This window comes from Microbacterium longlingense, from assembly GCF_058349825.2.
Map to the genome: position 1 here is coordinate 82,429 of NZ_JBYRJA020000007.1, position 17,679 is coordinate 100,107.

The 17,679-nt window shown below is 70.3% G+C and carries 17 protein-coding genes; 7 read left to right on the top strand and 10 right to left on the bottom strand.

Annotation, left to right across the window (positions count from 1 at the left end):
- Position 1 precedes the first annotated feature (1 nt).
- Positions 2-1,033, bottom strand: coding sequence for an ABC transporter substrate-binding protein (locus AC3RXY_RS11465; protein WP_491511058.1), 1,032 nt, complete (start codon positions 1,031-1,033; stop codon positions 2-4).
- Between the two features lie 132 nt (positions 1,034-1,165).
- Positions 1,166-1,858 carry a TetR/AcrR family transcriptional regulator gene (locus AC3RXY_RS11470; RefSeq protein WP_491511059.1) on the bottom strand — a complete coding sequence of 231 codons (693 nt, stop codon included), beginning with the start codon at positions 1,856-1,858 and terminating at the stop codon, positions 1,166-1,168.
- A 128-nt stretch (positions 1,859-1,986) separates the two neighbouring features.
- Here AC3RXY_RS11470 and AC3RXY_RS11475 point away from each other — a divergent pair, with 128 nt between their 5' ends.
- Both AC3RXY_RS11475 and AC3RXY_RS11480 read left to right on the top strand, forming a co-directional pair.
- The gene (locus tag AC3RXY_RS11475; protein WP_491511060.1) at positions 1,987-2,232 is read left to right on the top strand and encodes a hypothetical protein; all 246 of its coding nucleotides are present in this window, start codon (positions 1,987-1,989) and stop codon (positions 2,230-2,232) included.
- Positions 2,229-3,233 carry an SRPBCC family protein gene (locus AC3RXY_RS11480; RefSeq protein ID WP_491511061.1) on the top strand — a complete coding sequence of 335 codons (1,005 nt, stop codon included), beginning with the start codon at positions 2,229-2,231 and terminating at the stop codon, positions 3,231-3,233. The genes AC3RXY_RS11475 and AC3RXY_RS11480 overlap by 4 nt, the downstream gene beginning before the upstream one ends.
- Before the next feature lie 27 nt (positions 3,234-3,260).
- Here the strand turns inward: AC3RXY_RS11480 and AC3RXY_RS11485 are convergent, their stop codons facing one another.
- The 3 genes from AC3RXY_RS11485 to AC3RXY_RS11495 are packed head-to-tail and all read right to left on the bottom strand — an operon-like array spanning position 3,261 to position 6,465.
- The gene (locus tag AC3RXY_RS11485) at positions 3,261-4,961 is read right to left on the bottom strand and encodes a carbohydrate-binding domain-containing protein (protein WP_491511062.1); all 1,701 of its coding nucleotides are present in this window, start codon (positions 4,959-4,961) and stop codon (positions 3,261-3,263) included.
- A complete protein-coding gene (locus AC3RXY_RS11490; RefSeq protein ID WP_491511063.1) occupies positions 4,958-5,788 on the bottom strand; it encodes a polyphosphate polymerase domain-containing protein in 831 nt (276 codons plus the stop codon). Before AC3RXY_RS11490 ends, AC3RXY_RS11485 begins: the two co-directional genes overlap by 4 nt.
- The gene (locus AC3RXY_RS11495) at positions 5,785-6,465 is read right to left on the bottom strand and encodes a DUF4956 domain-containing protein (RefSeq protein ID WP_491511064.1); all 681 of its coding nucleotides are present in this window, start codon (positions 6,463-6,465) and stop codon (positions 5,785-5,787) included. Before AC3RXY_RS11495 ends, AC3RXY_RS11490 begins: the two co-directional genes overlap by 4 nt.
- A gap of 169 nt (positions 6,466-6,634) precedes the next feature.
- Between AC3RXY_RS11495 and AC3RXY_RS11500 the strand changes: the two genes are divergently transcribed.
- Both AC3RXY_RS11500 and AC3RXY_RS11505 read left to right on the top strand, forming a co-directional pair.
- On the top strand, positions 6,635-7,825 hold the full coding sequence (locus tag AC3RXY_RS11500) for a sensor histidine kinase (RefSeq protein WP_491511065.1): 1,191 nt from the start codon (positions 6,635-6,637) through the stop codon (positions 7,823-7,825).
- Positions 7,822-8,490 (top strand): response regulator transcription factor, encoded by a 669-nt coding sequence (locus tag AC3RXY_RS11505; RefSeq protein ID WP_491511066.1) that lies wholly within the window; start codon positions 7,822-7,824, stop codon positions 8,488-8,490. Before AC3RXY_RS11500 ends, AC3RXY_RS11505 begins: the two co-directional genes overlap by 4 nt.
- A gap of 226 nt (positions 8,491-8,716) precedes the next feature.
- On the opposite strand, the gene AC3RXY_RS11510 is transcribed toward AC3RXY_RS11505, so the two are convergent.
- The 5 genes from AC3RXY_RS11510 to AC3RXY_RS11530 all read right to left on the bottom strand — a co-directional run bounded on the left by AC3RXY_RS11510 (position 8,717) and on the right by AC3RXY_RS11530 (position 12,977).
- A complete protein-coding gene (locus AC3RXY_RS11510; protein ID WP_491511067.1) occupies positions 8,717-9,067 on the bottom strand; it encodes an immunity protein CdiI family protein in 351 nt (116 codons plus the stop codon).
- 325 nt (positions 9,068-9,392) lie between these two features.
- Positions 9,393-9,557: a hypothetical protein gene (locus tag AC3RXY_RS11515; protein ID WP_491511068.1), complete on the bottom strand. Its 165-nt coding sequence runs from the start codon at positions 9,555-9,557 to the stop codon at positions 9,393-9,395.
- Between the two features lie 68 nt (positions 9,558-9,625).
- Positions 9,626-10,714 (bottom strand): LLM class flavin-dependent oxidoreductase, encoded by a 1,089-nt coding sequence (locus tag AC3RXY_RS11520; protein WP_491511069.1) that lies wholly within the window; start codon positions 10,712-10,714, stop codon positions 9,626-9,628.
- Positions 10,711-11,715, bottom strand: a complete 1,005-nt coding sequence (locus tag AC3RXY_RS11525; RefSeq protein WP_491511070.1) for an ATP-grasp domain-containing protein — start codon at positions 11,713-11,715, stop codon at positions 10,711-10,713. The genes AC3RXY_RS11520 and AC3RXY_RS11525 overlap by 4 nt, the downstream gene beginning before the upstream one ends.
- Complete coding sequence (locus AC3RXY_RS11530) at positions 11,712-12,977, bottom strand: acyl-CoA dehydrogenase family protein (protein WP_491511071.1); 1,266 nt, start codon at positions 12,975-12,977, stop codon at positions 11,712-11,714. Before AC3RXY_RS11530 ends, AC3RXY_RS11525 begins: the two co-directional genes overlap by 4 nt.
- 322 nt (positions 12,978-13,299) lie before the next feature.
- Here AC3RXY_RS11530 and sfnG point away from each other — a divergent pair, with 322 nt between their 5' ends.
- From sfnG to mgtE, 3 genes are all read left to right on the top strand, one after another.
- A complete protein-coding gene (gene sfnG / locus AC3RXY_RS11535; RefSeq protein ID WP_491511072.1) occupies positions 13,300-14,439 on the top strand; it encodes a dimethylsulfone monooxygenase SfnG in 1,140 nt (379 codons plus the stop codon).
- A gap of 86 nt (positions 14,440-14,525) precedes the next feature.
- Positions 14,526-15,782, top strand: a complete 1,257-nt coding sequence (locus AC3RXY_RS11540) for an acyl-CoA dehydrogenase family protein (RefSeq protein ID WP_491511073.1) — start codon at positions 14,526-14,528, stop codon at positions 15,780-15,782.
- A 390-nt stretch (positions 15,783-16,172) separates the two neighbouring features.
- Positions 16,173-17,531, top strand: a complete 1,359-nt coding sequence (gene mgtE / locus AC3RXY_RS11545; protein WP_491511074.1) for a magnesium transporter — start codon at positions 16,173-16,175, stop codon at positions 17,529-17,531.
- The last annotated feature ends 148 nt before the right edge of the window (positions 17,532-17,679 follow it).

Below are 17,679 nucleotides of genomic sequence, written 5' to 3' on the forward strand. Positions count from 1 at the left end.
GTCAGCCCCCGATGGCCGCGCGGAAGTCGGACCACCGCGCATCGGCGTCTGCCGCGGTGCCCGGCGCGCCGGATCCGGCGGCGAACCCGGCGAGGTCGCGCAGCACCCAGTAGGTGTAGAAGGCGCTGCCGCCGCTCCAGAGGTCGCCGTCGACGACCACGGAGTGCCCGGCCTGCACCGCACCGAGCGAGGCGTACAGCGGCAGACCGGTGATGCCCTCCAGGTTGTACTGCGCCGCCACGGCCACGGCGAGGACGTCTGCGTCGTGATCGGGCAGCTGCTCCGGGGAGAACGGCGTCCAGCCGCCGAACGCACTGCCCTCGGCCGGAACCTGGTCCTGAAGCGCCGGACCGCTGAACCCGGAGTCGGCGATCGCGGCGTGCAGCGAGTTCGCGGCGTCCATGTACAGGGGCATGTTGTCCTGCGCCCACGACATCAGCACGGACAGCGCCTGGGGCGCGTCACCCTGGGCCGCGGCGTTCTCGGCGGTGAGCGCGTCGAGAGCGGCCGCCACCTGCGCTGCCTGGTCGGCCCGATCGAAGTACTCGCCATAGGCCGCGATGATCTCCTGGCCGGGGGCGGTGTACAGCGCACCGATCGTGGGGGCGACCGAGGAGTAGTCCGGTGCGGCCATACTGAAGCCCTCGGCCGACGTGGCCACGATGAGGTCCGGTTCGAGGGCAGCGACCTCCTCCAGCTCGGGATAGAACGACGTGGTCGAGACGATCTCGATCCCCTCGCCCTCGAGGATCGCGCGGGGGATGGTGGTGCGCCAGGAGTCGAACACCACCTGGGGTGTGATGCCGATGCTCAGCAGGTTGAGCGCGGCGGGCTCGTCCAGCGCGACGACCATCTGCGGGTCGGCCGGAATCGTCGCCTCGCCGGTCTCGCTCGTGATCGTACGGGTCTCCCCCGCGGCGGCCGGAGCGGCGGTGTCGGTCTTCGGAGCGGCGGCGGCGCACCCCGAGATCAGCGCGGCGAGCGCGACGGATGCGCCGACGGCGGCAACGCGTCGGGAAGCGGATGCTGGCACAGGTGGTCCTCTCTCGGTGCGGACGACGCGAACGGGTTCGGTCCGCTGTCGGATTACTAGAACAGAGTTCTAGTCACGCCAAAGATATGCTGAGGCTTACCTAACCTGCAAGTCTGCGACCGCGGGGCCGGATCAGGGCAGGCGCGACTCGAGCCCGGCGATCAGCGCGTCGATCAGCATGCGGTAGTACTCCGCGTTCAGCGCGCGCCCCGCCCCGTCCGGGTCGTCGGACAGCGGCGCGATCACCTCGTCGATCATGCGCCCCATGCCGGCGCTCTCGCCCCGGAGCGCCTCGAACTCCCGCCGCATCGCCGCGTGATCGCGCGGGCCGTCCTCACCGCTCTCCAGGCGCTCGTCGCCCATCATCACCGTCATGACCGCGGAGTTCACCAGCATCGCGTAGACCATCGCGGGGCGATCGAACCCGGCCTCGGCCAGCTTGGAGACGCCGATGTCGAAGTGCGATCGCACCGCCGCGAAGGAGGGGCCGTGCATCATCAGCCACTTGGCCGAGCCGGGGAACTCGCGCAGCATCGGGTAGATGTCCAGCAGGAAGCCGCGGAAGACGTCCTGCCAGGGCTGGGCAGGATCCGGCGGGTCGAGGTGCCCGGCGAGACGCTCGATGACGCCGCGGATGATCTCCGGCCTGCCGCCGATGTGGTGGTAGATCACGGAGGGGGCAACATCGAGAGCCGCCGCCAGGTCGCGTACCGTCCAGGCGTGCAGCCCGCGACCACGCGTGAGCTCGACCGCCTGGTCGACGATCTTCGTCGGGGTCAGCCCGACACGGCGATCGGGACCCTTGGGGGCAGCGGCGGTTCCCATCCATTCAGGCTAATCGGGCCGGCGGCGCGACGGGCCCGCGCCAGCCTCCGGCGCGTCTCGCCGCGCGCCAAGAGGCCATCAAGCAACCCTCGTTGACAGTGGTCCCCCCAGCACCTAGCGTTGACACCATGGAGTCAACCCAGGTTGCTAATACCGCCGCAGACACGAGCGATCCGCGTGCCGGCCTGCGCGCGGTGGCCTCCCTGCGCGCCCTCACCGAACGCCTGGAGCTCGCGCAGGTGGAGGCAGGGCTGCGCGCCGGGATGACCTGGCAGGGCGTCGCCGACGCCCTCGGCGTCACCCGCCAGGCCGTGCACAAGAAGTACGCCAAGCGCATCGACCAGACCATCCCCGTCCCCCGGAGGAGCTCATGAGCCGCTTCGTCGACATGGCCGCCACCGGCCACAACCTCTCCCTGATCGCGATGGAGGAGGCATCGCGCTATGGCCAGCGCACCGCCGACATCGACCACATGCTGCTCGCCCTGACCGTGAGCGAGCAGACCGCCGGGCAGGTGCTGCGCGGCCTCGGCGTCACGCTCGACGCCGCCCGCGGAGCGCTCGAACGGCAGCACGCCGACCAGCTCGCATCCCTGGGCGTCGTCGCCGATCCGCCGCCGGGACCCATCGTCTTCCACGAGACCGGCGACTACACGTGGGGCGAACGCGCCCTCGCGATCATCCGCCGTGCCGGCAACAGCGGCGCAGACGCCGCCGCCGTCCTGAACGAGCTCCTGGACGAGCCCAGCGGGCTGATCGAGGAGCTGCTGCGCCGCTGCGGCACGACGACGCAGACCGTGCGCTCGCGCCTCGCCGAGGCGCAGCGCATTCCCGCACACCCGACGCCGGCCTCCCGCGACGCCCTGGAACGGCGCGGGACCGCTTTCGCGCCGGCACCCGCCGACCGGGTATGGGCGCTGCTGAGCGACCCCGCGCGGATGCCGGAGTGGAACGCCGCGCTCGGCACGATCATCGACCCGCCCGCCGAACCCGCGCCCGGTGCCGCATGGTTCGGCACGGCGCGGGAGCACCGTCCGGACGGCAAACCGCTGGCCGTGCGCGCCGATCAGCGGCGCCGACGCATCGAGCTCTTCCGATGCGATGAGCCGCGCACGATCACGTGGCGGCTGTCGCTGCCCGATTGCCCGCGTGCGAACAAGCAGCGCATCTCGGTCGAGCTCGAACCGGCCTCCGGGGGGACCCAGCTCGTGGTCTCGGTCGCCTGGGAGCGCCACCCCGCTCGTCGCCGGATACCGGTCCTGGCCTTCCTCCTGCGGCCGCTGCAGCGGTTCGCCCTGTGGATGCAGACCACGCAGCTCGGCATCGGGATCGGCCGGGTCTTCCGCGAGACCGCCTCCCGGCCGGGAGCGGCCTGACAGAGCACCCGGCGGACGGGCGTCCGCCTACTCCGCCGGCTCTTCCGGAGCGCCGGAGCCCGGCCGGGGGCCGCCCTCGCCGGGCGCTCCCCCGAAACCCGCATCACCGCCGGGCGCGCCTCCGAAACCGCCGGGCATGCCGCCCATCCCGCTCATGCCGCCCTCTCCGGCGACGGCGCTGCCGAGCGTCTGCCCATCGGCGACCACCGCGTAGGTCTCCCCGGCACGGACATCCGGTGAGGAGAGAATGAGGCTGCTGGCGCTCTTGGCCACGGTGACATCCGCGATCACATCGCCCGCTTCGTCGATGACCGAGACCGATTGTCCTGCCGCGAGCTGGGCGCTCACGAGCACCCATCCCTGCGCGTCCGCGCTCGGTGTCTGCTCCATGCTCCCGGGGCCGAGCGCCACGAGCGTTCCCCCGGTGACCGAGAGCTCGCCGTTGGCGTCCAGCGATCCGTTGCCGCCCATCGTGGGGCCGTTCACCACGATGGTGCCGCCACTGATCGTCAGGGTGCCGTTGGAGTCCAGCCCGTCGCCCTCCGCGTCGACACGGACATTCCCGCCGCTGATCTCGAGTCGTTCACCGGTGTCGCCGAATCCCTCTCGCCCCTGGGCGGCAGTCGTCCCGGTCAGCAGCGCCTGCAGTTCGGCGTTCCCCGATGCATTGAGGCCGTCATCCGTCGCGGTGACGTCGACCGTGCCGCCGCCGATACCGATGTTCGCCGCCTCGATGCCCTCGGTCGAGGCCACGACCGTGACCGCGGTCACCGGGCCGTCCGGAGCCTCCCCGATCGAGACCACGGCCTCGCCCTTCAGGCCGTCGTCGACGACGGACACCGTGACGCGTCCTCCGGCGACCACCACATCGGTGAAGGCCTGGAGCCCGTCATCGCCGGCGGTGACGTCGACCGTGCCGTCCGCGATGAGGATGTAGCCGCGCGTGGCGTCGATGTCGGCGGCTCCATCGTCACCGTCGCTCTTCAGCCCGTCACCGCCCGCCGAGACCCGGACCTCGCCGCCCTCGACGACGAGGGCGTCTTTGCCGCGGAGGCCGTCATCGGCCGCCGTGACGTCGAGGGAGCCCCCCAGGATGACCAGGTCGTCCTTCGACGTGATGCCGTCGTTGCCGTTTCCGGTGACGGTCAGGGAGCCGCTGCCGCTGATGGTGAGATCCTCTGCCGAGAAGATCGCTGCGTTCGCCTCGGCGTCTGCGGCGTACTCTGCGGTGTCGGCGACGCTGTTGACGCTGCCCGGAGCAAGGTGGATCGCCGCATCGTCTGCCGTCTGGATGTCGATGGCCGCGCCGGCGTCATTGGCGATGTCGACGCCGTCGAGGATGATCGTCACCAGTGCGTCGTCCGGCGCAGCCACCACGACCTGGCCACTCAGCTCTCCGCTGAGCCGGTACACGCCGGCGGCGGTGATCGTCACGGTCGAGCCGCTGACGGTGACACCGTCCCCGCCGCCGGTGGCCGTGTCGCCGGCGAGCACGACGTCGACCGCATCCGCCTCGTCCCACTCGTCGGTGTTGACCGTGGTGTAGTCGGCGTTCTCCGCCATGACGGCCTCGGGCGCGAGATCGCCCGCGGCCGCGGTCAGGGTGGCTGCCGGGGCCTGCGTGGCGGCGGCACCGAACGCCGACGCCACCGGTTCTGCCGAGCACCCCGCGAGCAGGACGCCGGTGGCCAGGACTGCGGTGGTGAGGATCAGGGCGGGACGTTTCATGATGTTCTCCGTGCTTCGGCGGTGGTGCGGACATGATCGGTGTTGCGCGGGCGCGGGACGCCAACGTCTGCCGACGCGAGGGGGCCGCTGAGGCTGCGCGCCCATTTGTTGCGCGGCAGGTCGGGGCGCAGGGCAGCCGTGCCGGTGCCGAACTTGCTGATGCCGCTCGGCCGATGCCCCGTGCGCCAGAGCGCCCTGTCCAGGCAGCTCGCACCTCCAGGCGACTTCGACTCGACGATCACGTGGTCGCGGAGCCGGGTGCGGCGGTCTGCGGCGTCCGCCCATTCCACATCGACGTCGACCGTGGCGCGGCTGCCGTCCGGCAGCAGGAGCGTGGCCCGGCGATAACGACTCACCAGTGAAGCCCGCAGCCGGTCGACGATCGCGGGGTCATGCCCCTGGTCGCCGAGGATCCCGGCAGCGAACGCACGGCCCGCTGCCGTCAGTCGCGCCCGGTCGGCCGGATCCCAGGCGATCCGCTGCTTGATCGTACTGCCGCGCCCGTTCTTGGTCTTCACCTCGAGGAAGCAGCCGCCGGTGTCGAGATAGCTGCGGGTGCGCAGCTTGAATCGGCGACGGCGGCGCTGGGCGGTCAGCCGATAGGCCAGATGGTCTGCGGTGTCGAAGTAGACCGAGTCATAGCGGAACTCCCGCACGCCGTCGATCTCCAGGACACCGGTGCGCTGGTCGATGCCGCGCAGGATCGCCCGCGCGTCGTGCGCGGGAATCAGATACTTCCGGTCGACCCGCGTCATCAGTGCTGCCGCCCCCACCAGCTCGTCCAACGACACCGCCCGCAGACCCGCGAGCGGAAGCAGCGTGGTCATGACAGGGACTCCGCCCTGGCCTCGTCACGCAGCACCGCACGCGCAGCATCCGCGCGGGCGATGCGGGGCGGCGCGGCGTCCCGCGAACCGGTGCCGCTATGCCCCGGCACGGCGGCATGCCCGACCGGGGCGGGGATCCGGTACCGGACGTCGACGAGCGTGCTGTCGTTCACGAGGTCCAGACTCTGCACGGTCAGCGCGGTGACGGTTCCGCCCAGGCGCTGCCCGAGCTCGGCGCGCAGCTCCTGCTCATCGGCGATGGCACGGTCGAGGCGGACCACCTGCTGGCGGCTCCGTGCGAGCAGCGCCGGGTGGTCGGCGAACCACATCACCGCCACCACGAGGACGATCAGTGCCGCCGGAAGCGCGACGCTGGTCGTCGCCAGACCCGCGATGAGCCCCATCGCGAGCGCGGCGAAGTAGTAGGCCACCTCGCGCTGCGAGATCTCCGTCGACCGCAGCCGGATGATGCTGAGCACCCCGAACAGCCCGAGCCCCAGACCCACTCCGACCTCTGCCGTGCCGAGCACCGTCGCCACCGCCAGGACCCCGACATTCACGCCGAGGAAGGCGACCACCAGATCACGCCGCCGGTGGCGCCGGTAGTACACGCCGAGGACGAGGATCAGAGCCGCCGCGAGATCGACGGCGGCGAGGATGATGCTGGCAGTGGTCATGGGAACTCCTTCTGTCCGGGAGAGACGCGCTCTCCCACCCCTTCAGCCTTCCCGCCGGCCCCGTCCGGTGCGTCGCCCTGGCGCAGGCATTGCCCGTACAGCGAACGCGGTACGCCGGATGCCGCGTCGGGGCGATCCGGTCGCGCAAGCACTCGACCAGAATGAACACATGGCAGCCACCGAGACCCCGCCGCGCGGTGTGTCAGACGCACGCTGGCGCCTGCCCGCCTGGGCGGGCGATCTGCTGGGCGGCCTGGTGGTGATCATCACCTCACTGGTGCCGGGCCCGCGGCCTCCGATGCCGCACGATCCCATCGGCATGCTCGTCCCGGCGCTGACCGTCGCGGCGCTCGTCATGATCCCGCTGCGTCGGCGCTGGCCGATTCCGGCCCTGGGAGCCAGCGTGGTGCTCTACGGCATCACCGTCGTCGCGAGCACGCCGGCGACCGGCATCGGGATCGTCGCGGTGATCGCCGCGTACAGCACGGGGGCACGCACGTCACGCCTGGCGACGCTCGCCGCCGGAGGGGCAGCGACCGCCGTCGTCGCCACACTCAGCCTCACCGTCGCCGACTTCGGCGTGATCGACCCGCGGGTGTTCCAGATCGCCGCCGGGATCGCCGTGGCTGCGGCTCTCGGCGACAGCTCCCGCTCCCACCGGGAGTTCCTGCGGGTCGCGACCGAGCGGGCGGAACGCGCGGAACGCACCCGCGAGGCCGAGGCTCAGCGCCGGGTCGCCGAGGAACGCCTGCGCATCGCACAGGACCTTCACGACACCGTGGCGCACCAGATCTCGGTGATCAGCCTGAGCGCCGGGGTCGCCTCTCATGCCCTCGAAGGCCGTCCGGACAAGGCCAGGACGGCGCTGGGCACCATCCGCACCGCCTCACGCGAGGTGCTGGCCGAGATCGGCGACCTGCTGCGCTACCTGCGCGCCGACGCGGAGCCCGCACCGCCCCAGCCGGGGCTCGACGACCTCGACGCTCTCGTCGCGCGGGTCTCCGACGCCGGGCTGCGCGTCGACCTGCAGCGCGCGGGAGCACTGGATCGCGTACCGGCGCCGCTCGGCCGCGCCGTCTACCGCATCGCGCAGGAGGGCCTGACCAATGCGCACAAGCACGGCTCCGGTCGGCGGGCCGTCGTGCGCATCGTCGCGGAGGACACCGCGGTGACCGTGACGGTCATCAATCCGATCTCCAACAGGACCCGCAACCAGCCGGAGCCGCCCAGCGGCGGGCTCGGGCTGACCGGCATCCGCGAACGCGTCGCAGCAGTGCGCGGATCGGTGACGGCGGGAATCTCGGACGGGGCCTTCACCCTCGCCGCCCGACTGCCGCTGCGACGGGAGGACCGCACATGATCCGGGTGCTGGTGGTCGACGACCAGGCGCTCATTCGCCAGGCCGTCACAGACATCCTGAGCGACCACGACGACATCGACGTCGTAGGGGAGGCCGTCGACGGGGCAGCAGCGGTCGAGCAGGCGCGCATCCTGCGTCCGGACGTGGTGCTCATGGACATCCGGATGCCGTTGGTCGATGGCATCGAGGCGACCGCGCGCATCTGCGCTGAGCCGGAGAACGCCGACACCCGGGTGCTGATCCTCACGACCTTCGAGGAGGACGAGTACGTCCTCGCCGCACTGCGTGCCGGTGCGGGCGGCTTCCTCGGCAAGGGCGCGGAGCCCGAGGAGATCGCCCGCGCCGTGCAGGCTGTGCACGCGGGCGACGCGCTGCTGTCGCCCGCGGCGACCCGGAGCCTCATCACGCGATACGTCGCCGGCCCCGGCGCAGCACCGAGCGCCGCCGCGCGGCCCGAGCTCGACACCCTGACGGAGCGGGAGCGCGAGGTGCTCCTGCTGGTCGCCCGGGGGCGGTCGAATCAGGAGATCGCCGCAGAGCTGTTCATCTCACCGCACACCGCGAAGACGCACGTCAACCGCATCATGGCCAAGGTCGCTGCCCACGACCGCGCACAGCTCGTGATCCTCGCCTATGAGAGCGGCCTGCTGGTTCCCGGCGCCTAGTGTCGCGGGTCGTTAGTTCCTAAATGTTTGGTGATTCGGGAGAACTGGCTACGGAGAGTTCTCCGGCTCCGGCATTGACGCTCTGGGATGGTGATCCAGACGACGCGAATACCGTGGTTTCGCGCTCAAATTACACATTTTTCACCGCGTACCTGAGTGGTGTCTCATACGCGTCGGCGCGCGTGTAGCACGAAGAGAATCCATCTCGCCGCACGTCGACACGTGCCTATGATCCAGTCGGCTCGTTCTCCGGATTATAGGCGGAGAAGCCGTTGACAATGCGGAATCGAGGCCCGACCTCTCGCTGGACTGTGCGCACGAGATCAAGGCCTTCTTGATACCAAGCGCGGCCGACTTCGATATCGGGCCAACGAATCTCTGAGATCGGATTAAGCACTGTCTCCCAGACTTCATTCCATTCTCGGAGACGGTGTCGAGTATCGGGAGAGAGCTCGAGGCCGGTAAGAAGCATGCGGCCGGACCACCATTCCGGCCAGAGCTTCACGACAACGACGGGTCCTTCCTCCGCTGTTCCCATGCGAGACACACTACAGACGCGGGAGGACGAGGCAGGCATGACGCCGGCGATGTCCAGCTGCCGGGCGGGGGAAGCTCCAACGACCAGAGAATGCGGAGCACCGTATCAAGTGTCGGATTCGGTGATGCTGTTCCGGGTAAGCGCGATCGAGCTGCCGCAGGAACGCGAGGAACTCGTGCCAGCGATGCTTGGGCTTGACCGCGCCGCTAACGTGTCCGGTCCCGGTCTCCGCCGCCGCAAACAATGTCGTCCTGCCGTTCCCTGCCGTTCCCTGCCGTGCCGCTTGTCGTCATGGGTGCGTTTCTCCGCGTCGCCGATCCGCACATTCGCCACACCCTCCGCCGCGACCAGCACGATCCGACCCTCAGTGCCGGCCGTCTTCTCCGAGCCCGTCTGATCGCGTTTCGGCGCGTTGCTCATCGTGATCTCTCATCCCGTCTCGCACGCCCTTGCGCACGGCGAGATAGACGAGGTACGCCATGACGGCGAGCATGAGCGCTGTCAGAGCCAGTGATGTCAGCGGATCCATCGACTTTCCTCCCTCAATGCGCTTTCCACCCTAACGAGCGTCCCCAGCCGGCGGGCATCACCCTGCTTTCACCGGGCGGGGAGACCGGCCGAGACAGCGGCCGGGACGGATGCCGCGGTGACGGGGGCGCTGCCCGCGCCGTTGACGAGGGGGATCACGTCGCGCGCCACGCGCTCGAGCTCCTCCCGCACCGGGGAGGCCTGCAGCAGCAGGGTGTCGACGCCCGCGTCCTGGAAGGCGAGAATGCGCTCTGCCACCTGTTCCGGCGTGCCGACCAGGTTCGGACGCAGCCCGCGATTGGACACCGAGTAGTCCCGGAGATCCGGAGCATGCTCCAGCTGCGACTTGGAGATGAAATCCCGGTAGGACTCATATGCCGGCCCCTCGGCGACATCCGTGATGCGATCCAGCTCGGCCAGGGCCTCTGCCTCGGTGTCGCGCACGATGATGTACGCGGCCATGCCGACGTGCCGCAGCGGCAAGAGCCCGGCCTCGGCCCGGCGCCCGCGCATCTCATCGATCTTGGTGCGCAGCTCCTCGACAGTGCCCCCGTGGGTGACGTAGGCGTCGGCGAACCGCGTGATCGACGCCTTGCCCGCTGGCGACTCGCCACCGGCGTACACGACAGGCTGACGCGCGGGCTTCGGCTGCAGGTACGCGTCCTCGATGCGGTAGTGGTCCCCGGCGAACCCGAACCCGTCGCGCTCCCAGAGGCCCCGCAGGACGGCCACGAACTCCTCGGTGCGCGCGTAGCGATCATCGTGCGCACTGAAGATGCCGCCGTACTGGGCCGCCTCCTGCGCCCACCACGCCGAGACGACGTTGAGGCTGAACCGTCCGCCGCTCAGGGCGTCGAGCGTGGCGACCTGCTTGGCCGTGATGGCCGGCAGATGGAAGCCCGGACGCACCGCCGTCATGATCTCCAGGCGCTCGGTGCCGGCGGCGAGCACCGTGGCCACCGTCCAGGCCTCCAGGCTCGGCGCATCGATGCCCTTGATGTCGTTGAGGTTCAGCTCCGGCACGAGCGTGAGGTCGAAGCCGTGGCTCTCCGCGAACCGGGCCAGCTCCAGGGTGTAACCGACGTCGACCGGTACACCCTCATCGGCGACGTTGCGCAGCCAGCCCCCGAAGATGGGCGTCCAGTAGCCGAACCTCATGCCGCCTCCCGCGATTCCCCGCCGGCCACGCCGCTCTGCTCCCCCAGCAGGTCGCCCAGGTATCGGGCGATGCGGCGGGGGCCGGAGACGGGCGCCGAAGCGTCGACCTCCGGGTTGTAGTTGGTGTTGGTGTTGATGTCGTACGTCACCGTGCGTCCATCGTCGGTCTCGATGAACTCGATGCCCGCGATCTCGACGCCGGCCGCCGCCAGCAGCGCCTCGTAGCGGCGGATCAACGGGTGCTCCGCGGTGATCTCCGCGCGCAGCGAGAACAGCTCGGCCGGGCCGTCCAGCACGCAGGCGTCGCCGGCCTCGGCGGGATCCGGGATCGCGCACGCCTCGGCGGGGCACAGCTCGAAACTGCCCCCCGAGGTGTCGACACGCACCGCGTAGAGGAAGCGCCCGCCGGCGAACTCGGCGCGCGTGATGAACGGCTCGCTGCCCACCAGAAGCTCCTGCACGAGGGTGATGCCGTCGACCGGTTCCTCGAACGCGGGCCCTGTCACGTAGTCGGCGAACGCCCCGTGATCGTCGAACCGCCGCACCCCCAGGCCCTTGCCGCCCTGGTTGTGCTTGACGATGAACGGCGCGGGGAACGCCCGTGCTGCCTCGATCAACCCGGCCGGGCCCGGCACGGCGACCGTTCTGGGCACATCGAAACCGTGAGACCGCAGCAGCGCGTGCTGCGCCGCCTTGCTCACCTCGAGCTCCAGGACCGCGCTGCCGTTGACGACCCGGCGCCCATGCGACTCCAGCCAGCGCAGCAGCGCGCGCCCGTGCTCCTTGGCCCGGTCGTTGCCGCGGGTGTGCGCCGAGGCGCTCAGCCGCGACCAGTAGACGCCGTCGGCCGGCACCGCGTCGAGGTCGATGATGCCGGCCGCATCCGCGGTGACCAGCACCTCCTCGACCGGCACCCCCTCCGCAGCGAAGGCCGCCCGCAGCGGCGGGAACCAATCCGGGTTCTCATGGACGACGTACACCCGTGGCGATGACGCACTCACGACGCGGCCCCCACGGTCTCCGGCCGCTGCGCGCCGATCGCCCACACATAGGGCACCGGGGTGCCGTTGATCGCCCAGTCGCCCACGATGCGCTCCTTGAAGATCACCGGGTTGTGCGAGGAGACGGTGCGCGCATTGCGCCAGAACCGGTCGAGCTTCTTCGCCTCCGACGCCGCGGAGGCGCTGAGCGCGTTGAACAGCTTGCTGGTGGCCTCCAGCGCGATATCGACGAGCACGATCTGCCCCTGCGCGGAGTCCAGCTCCGCCCGCTGATTCGCCCGTTCCTCGGCATCCGGGTCGTCCCGGAAGTGCGCCAGGTAGGCGTCCTGCGCGGATCCGGCGGCGCGCACGGCGATCGCACGAGCGGCGAACGCCTGCGCTGTGGCGACCCCGACGGTCTGCTGCACCAGCGGATCGTCCCCCCAGCGGGCCGCAGAGCCGTGGCTGAAGACCCGGTTGCGCAGCCGGGCGTGCTCGGCCACCTCACGCGCCGCGGCATCGACGATGCCGGCGAGCGTGGCCAGATGGACGAGCTGATAGAACGCGGTCTGATAGCGGAAGCGGTCGGCGAACACGGTGATGTTCTCCGGCTCGACGCGGGCACCCGCGAGCAGGGTGGTCCCGGAACCCGTCGTGCGCTGACCGAAGCCGTCCCAGTCGTCGCTGATCGTCACGCCATCCTGCCGCGCGTCGACGATCGCGATCACCGGCACGCCGTCCTCCGCGCGCGCGGCATAGACGTCGAGCCACTCGGCGAAGATGCTGCCGGTGCTGTAGTACTTCGCTCCGGTGACCACCAGACCGCCGGTGTCCGGGTCGGCGGAGACACGGGTGCCCACATCGCCCACCAGCACGTCTCCGACCTCCGTCCAGGCGTTGCCGACGATGTCCCCCGCCACGAACCGCGCGAACCACGCCGACTGATCGCTCGTGACGTGCTGGTTCAGGCGGTCCTCGACGAAGGCGAAGTGACCGCGCAGCGCCTGCGGGATGTTGGAGTCCGCCGCGGCGAGCTCGGCGAGCAGCTCGATGAGCTGCGGCAGCGAGGCCCCGGCGCCGCCGAACGCCCGCGGAACCCGCACGGCGCCGAACCCTGCCCTCTTGAGCAGCTCGATCTCCTCCCGCGGCAGCCTGCGCTCCCGTTCCCGCTCGACCGCCCCGGCCGCGATGCGCGCGAAGATCGGGCGGAAACGCGCCGCGAGCTCGTCGTCGTCTGCACCGAGCGACACGTCATCGCGACGACTCTCCAGAACCTGGGTCATGTGCTTTCCGTCCTCTCGCAGCCCGGCCCTCTCGCAGCACCGGCATCGGCTCTCCGCACGCTAGCGCCTGACCGCGCCCCGCTCACGGGTGAGCGCCTGTGTGACGTCATGATCCGGCCCACAGCGCAACACGCGGCAATACCGGGTAACACGCGCTGCCGATGGTTGACAGCACCCCCAGCCGCTCCGAATAGTGCCGTCAGGAGCCAGACCCGTCCGAGCCGCCGCGGCGAGGGGGATACCTGTCCCGGCCGGCCACGGTCCCCATCCGCTGCCCGCCATCCATCGCCCGCCAACCGCCAGCCCTCAGGGAGTGACCACCATGTCCGAGCCATCCACCATCCGCGAACCACTGACGTTCGCGTACTGGGTGCCCAACGTCTCCGGCGGCCTCGTTGTCTCGACCATCGAGCAGCGCACCGGCTGGGACTATGACTACAACGTCCGCCTCGCGCAGACCGCCGAGCGCGTCGGATTCGAGTACGCGCTGAGCCAGGTGCGCTACCTGTCCAGTTACGGCGCAGCGCAACAGCACGAGTCCACGTCCACGAGCCTCGCGCTGCTCCTGGCGACCGAACGGCTGAAGGTCATCGCCGCCGTGCATCCCGGGCTGTGGGAGCCGGCGGTACTGGCCAAGTTCATCCTCACCGCCGACCAGTTCTCGCACGGACGAGCCGCGATCAACGTCGTCTCCGGGTGGTTCAAGGACGAGTACACCAAGCTGGGCCTCCCCTGGCTCGAGCACGATGAGCGCTATCGCCGCGCCGCGGAGTTCATCGAGGTCGTTCGCCGGCTGTGGACCGAGGAGAACGTGCAGTTCCACGGCGACTTCTACCGCGTCAACGACTTCACCCTGCGTCCCGGCCCCTACCCGGTGCCGGGACGATCGCATCCCGAGATCTTCCAGGGCGGCAACTCCACCGCCGCCCGCTTCAACGGCGGCGCCCACGCCGACTGGTACTTCTCCAACGGCAAGGACTTCGACGGTTTCACCGAGCAGTACGACGAGGTCACCCGGGTCGCCGCGGAACACGGCCGAACGGTGCGCTTCGGGCTCAACGCCTTCGCGATCGTCCGTGACAGCGAGGCGGAGGCGCGTGAGCAGCTGCGCGAGATCATCGCCCAGGCCGACGCCGAGTCGGTCGAGGGCTTCCGCCGTTCCGTGCAGCAGGCGGGGGCATCCACCCACGACCGGAAGGGGATGTGGGCCGACTCCGCGTTCGAGGACCTCGTGCAGTACAACGACGGCTTCCGCACCCAGCTGTTCGGCCCCCCGGAGCAGGTCGCGCGCCGCATCGTGGAGTACAAGAAGCGCGGCGTGAACCTGTTCCTCCTCGGCTTCCTCCACTTCCAGGAGGAGCTGGAGGCTTTCGGCGAGCAGGTCATCCCGATCGTCCGCGAGCTGGAGGCCGAGCTGGAAGCCGAGCTGGACCGCACCGGCGCCGCCGCTCTGCCGCGCTGACCTCCGCGCAGCGCAGGGCCGGTCGCCAGACCCCGCACCCCGCCCTCGCCCGGGCGACCGAGACCCCCGACATCTGAGGAGACCCCATGTCCACCCCCGTCCCCACCCTCACCCACGCGCCGGACCGCCTGCTCGACCGCTGGACCGACGCACCCCGACCCCGCACCGCAGACGACTGGCTGGCGCGAGCCCAGGAGGTCGCGGACATCCTGGCCGCCGACGCCGTCGAACGCGACCGTGCCGGGGCCTCGCCGCGCGCCGAGGTGCAGCTGCTCAAGAACGCCGGTCTGGTGACCGTGCTCGGCCCCGCCGCGCACGGCGGGGCCGAGCTGCCCTGGTACGTGGTGAACCGGATCGTGCGGATCATCTCGCGCGCCGATGGCTCGATCGGGCAGCTGCTCGGCTACCACTACCTCTGGGCCTGGGCGGTGCGCCTGGTGGGAACAGAGGCGCAGATCGCCGCCGTCGAGGAGCTCTACACCACGGGGGCGCTGTTCTTCGGCGGTGCGGTGAACCCGCGCGACAGCGATCTGGTGATCACCGAGGACGACGACGAGCTCGTGTTCACCGGCCGCAAGTCGTTCTCGACCGGGGCGGGTGTGGCCGACCTCGTGGTGCTCGAGGGCGTGCTGGCCGGCACGGACACCCACGTGTTCGCGATCGTGCCGGCCGATCAACCAGGCCTCGTGTTCGGCGGCGACTGGGACAGCCTCGGCCAGCGTCTGACCGAGTCCGGTTCGGTGGAGATCCGTGATGTCCGGGTGGACTGGTCCGCCGCAGCCGGCTTCGTCGACCGCGTGTATCAGCCGCTCGTCTACAACACCCTCAACGTGCCCGCCCTGCAGGCGGTGTTCAACAACATCTATCTGGGCATCGCGCAGGGCGCTCTTCAGGCTGCCGCCGCGTACACGCGCGAGCACACCCGCGCGTGGCCCTATGGCGGCGAGGGCAAGCAGCGCGGCTCTGAGGAGTTCTACGTGCTCGAGGGATACGGCGACCTCAGCTCACGGGTGTGGGCGGACGAGGCGCTGATCGATATCGTCGACCAGGAGATCAGCGCGGTCCTGCATGCCCCGCGCGCAGAGCTCACCGAGCGCCGTCGCGGCGAGATCGCGGTGCGCGTCGCCGCCGCCAAGCTGCGCATCATCGAGGACGGCCTCGATGTGGCGACGAAGATCTTCGACCTCACCGGCGCGAGGGCCAGCGCCAACCGCGTGGGTCTGGACATCTACTGGCGTAATCTGCGCACGCACAGCCTGCACGACCCGATCGCCTACAAGCGGCACGAGGTGGGCCGCTTCGCGCTGCTCGGCGAGGTGCCGCAGCCCAGCTGGTACAGCTGAGGCGCGCACCGGCGCGGGACAGCCCCTTCCCCTCACGGCAGAACAGCCGGAGAGGGGGAAGGGGCGAGTTGGCCGCCAGCGGGTCGGGCGGGTACCCTCGGTGCGGGAGCCCTGTTCTGATCCCCGGCACGATGCCGGAGGACCGGGGCTCGTCCTGCGGATGGGGAAGTGAGGTGAGTGTCCGATGACCGGAGATAGTCATAGGCCGGGCACCGCGCCAACTTCCTCTCCCGCTCGTAGCTCTCGCTGAGCGGCAGGTGAGGTTCGCGCGGTTTCCGGCGCGAGTCCTCCCCTGTCGGCATAAAGGGCGCCCCGTGGATCGCGGCGGCACGGCATCGTCGTGCCCGCCAGAGGCCCACGCGTGCCCGATGCGAGAAAGAGAGTCCTGCGATGACGAACGAGCAGGCACAGGCACCGACCGCCGTGATCGACACCATCACGCAGTCCCTGAACGACCGAGACCTCACCCGGCTGGCCGCAGCCGCCGGCAAGCTGACCACGTGGCAGTTGGTCGGCGTGATCGAAAGGCTGAACCAGCGCCAGCGCGCGGTCGTCTACCGGCTCCTGCCCAAGCAGCAGGCCCTCGATGTGTTCGAGGCCCTGGATCCGTCGATCCAGGGGGAGCTGGTGGAGGCGCTGAAGGACAGCGAGGTGGCGACGCTGTTCGCCGACCTCCATCCGGATGACCGCGTCTGGCTGATGGACGAGCTGCCGGCGCTCGTCGCGCGCCGCCTCATGCAGGGTCTGCCGGAGCGGGAGCGGCAGCTGACCGCCGAGGTGCTCGGCTACCCGCAGAGGTCCATCGGACGACGCATGAGCCCGGAGGTGATCTCGACCCACCCGGAGCTCACGGTCGGCGAGACGCTGACGCGCCTGCGGCCGCGGGTGCACGACGCCGAGACCGTCTATACGCTGCCCGTGCTGGATCACGAGCGTCGCGTGGTGGGCGTGGTGACCCTGCGCGACCTGCTCGGCGCCGACGATCCCACCCGCGTCGAGGCCGTCATGAACGACGCGCACACCGCGCTCGCAACAGAGGACGCCGAGGTCGCCGCCCGGCGCTGCGCCGACCTGGGCGTGCTGGCGCTGCCTGTTGTGGACAGCGAGTCGCGGCTCGTCGGCATCTTCACGATCGATGACGCGGTGCGCATCCTCGAGCGCGAGGAGAGCGAGGACGCGGCCCGGCAGGGTGGCTCCGAGCCGCTGAACCGCCCGTATCTGTCCACGCCGGTGCTGAGCATCGTGCGCTCCCGGGTGGTCTGGCTGCTGGTGCTCGCGATCGGGGCGACGCTGACCGTCAAGGTGCTGTCGGTGTTCGAGGCGACTCTCGAGCAGATGACGGTGCTCGCGCTGTTCGTTCCGCTGCTGATCGGCACCGGCGGCAACACCGGCAACCAGGCCGCCACGACCGTCACCCGCGCTCTCGCGCTCGGGGATGTGCGGCCCCGCGACGTGATGAAGGTCTTCACCAGGGAGCTGCGCACCGGCACCCTGCTCGGCCTGCTGCTGGGCGGGATCGGCTTCGCGATCACCAGCGTGGTCTATGAGCCGAGCGTCGGACTGGTGATCGGGCTGACCCTGGTGGCGGTATGCACCGTCGCGGCCACGATCGGCGGGATCATGCCCCTGGTCGCGCGGGCGATCCGCGTCGACCCCGCGGTGTTCTCCAACCCGTTCATCACCACCTTCGTCGACGCCACGGGCCTGATCATCTACTTCCTGATCGCCCGGGCGGTGCTCGGCCTGTAGGCGCGGCCCGGACGGGGCCGCGTCCGGTCTGAACAGGGCCGGGGCCGCTGCGGATTCGATCCCGCAGCGGCCCCGGCTTTGGTTCAGATTCGTTGCTTCTTCTTACGAAATCGACCGAAGTCGGGTCCAACTCCTCTATCGTGGAACG

Coding starts and splice junctions, on each gene's coding strand:
- AC3RXY_RS11470 (WP_491511059.1), bottom strand. CDS start 1,858: ATGGGAACCGCCGCTGCCCCCAAGGGTCCCGATCGCCGTGTCGGGCTG.
- mgtE (WP_491511074.1), top strand. CDS start 16,173: ATGACGAACGAGCAGGCACAGGCACCGACCGCCGTGATCGACACCATC.
- AC3RXY_RS11505 (WP_491511066.1), top strand. CDS start 7,822: ATGATCCGGGTGCTGGTGGTCGACGACCAGGCGCTCATTCGCCAGGCC.
- AC3RXY_RS11490 (WP_491511063.1), bottom strand. CDS start 5,788: ATGACCACGCTGCTTCCGCTCGCGGGTCTGCGGGCGGTGTCGTTGGAC.
- AC3RXY_RS11540 (WP_491511073.1), top strand. CDS start 14,526: ATGTCCACCCCCGTCCCCACCCTCACCCACGCGCCGGACCGCCTGCTC.
- AC3RXY_RS11500 (WP_491511065.1), top strand. CDS start 6,635: ATGGCAGCCACCGAGACCCCGCCGCGCGGTGTGTCAGACGCACGCTGG.
- AC3RXY_RS11520 (WP_491511069.1), bottom strand. CDS start 10,714: ATGAGGTTCGGCTACTGGACGCCCATCTTCGGGGGCTGGCTGCGCAAC.
- sfnG (WP_491511072.1), top strand. CDS start 13,300: ATGTCCGAGCCATCCACCATCCGCGAACCACTGACGTTCGCGTACTGG.
- AC3RXY_RS11530 (WP_491511071.1), bottom strand. CDS start 12,977: ATGACCCAGGTTCTGGAGAGTCGTCGCGATGACGTGTCGCTCGGTGCA.
- AC3RXY_RS11475 (WP_491511060.1), top strand. CDS start 1,987: ATGGAGTCAACCCAGGTTGCTAATACCGCCGCAGACACGAGCGATCCG.
- AC3RXY_RS11495 (WP_491511064.1), bottom strand. CDS start 6,465: ATGACCACTGCCAGCATCATCCTCGCCGCCGTCGATCTCGCGGCGGCT.
- AC3RXY_RS11485 (WP_491511062.1), bottom strand. CDS start 4,961: ATGAAACGTCCCGCCCTGATCCTCACCACCGCAGTCCTGGCCACCGGC.
- AC3RXY_RS11510 (WP_491511067.1), bottom strand. CDS start 9,067: ATGCCTGCCTCGTCCTCCCGCGTCTGTAGTGTGTCTCGCATGGGAACA.
- AC3RXY_RS11480 (WP_491511061.1), top strand. CDS start 2,229: ATGAGCCGCTTCGTCGACATGGCCGCCACCGGCCACAACCTCTCCCTG.
- AC3RXY_RS11515 (WP_491511068.1), bottom strand. CDS start 9,557: ATGGATCCGCTGACATCACTGGCTCTGACAGCGCTCATGCTCGCCGTC.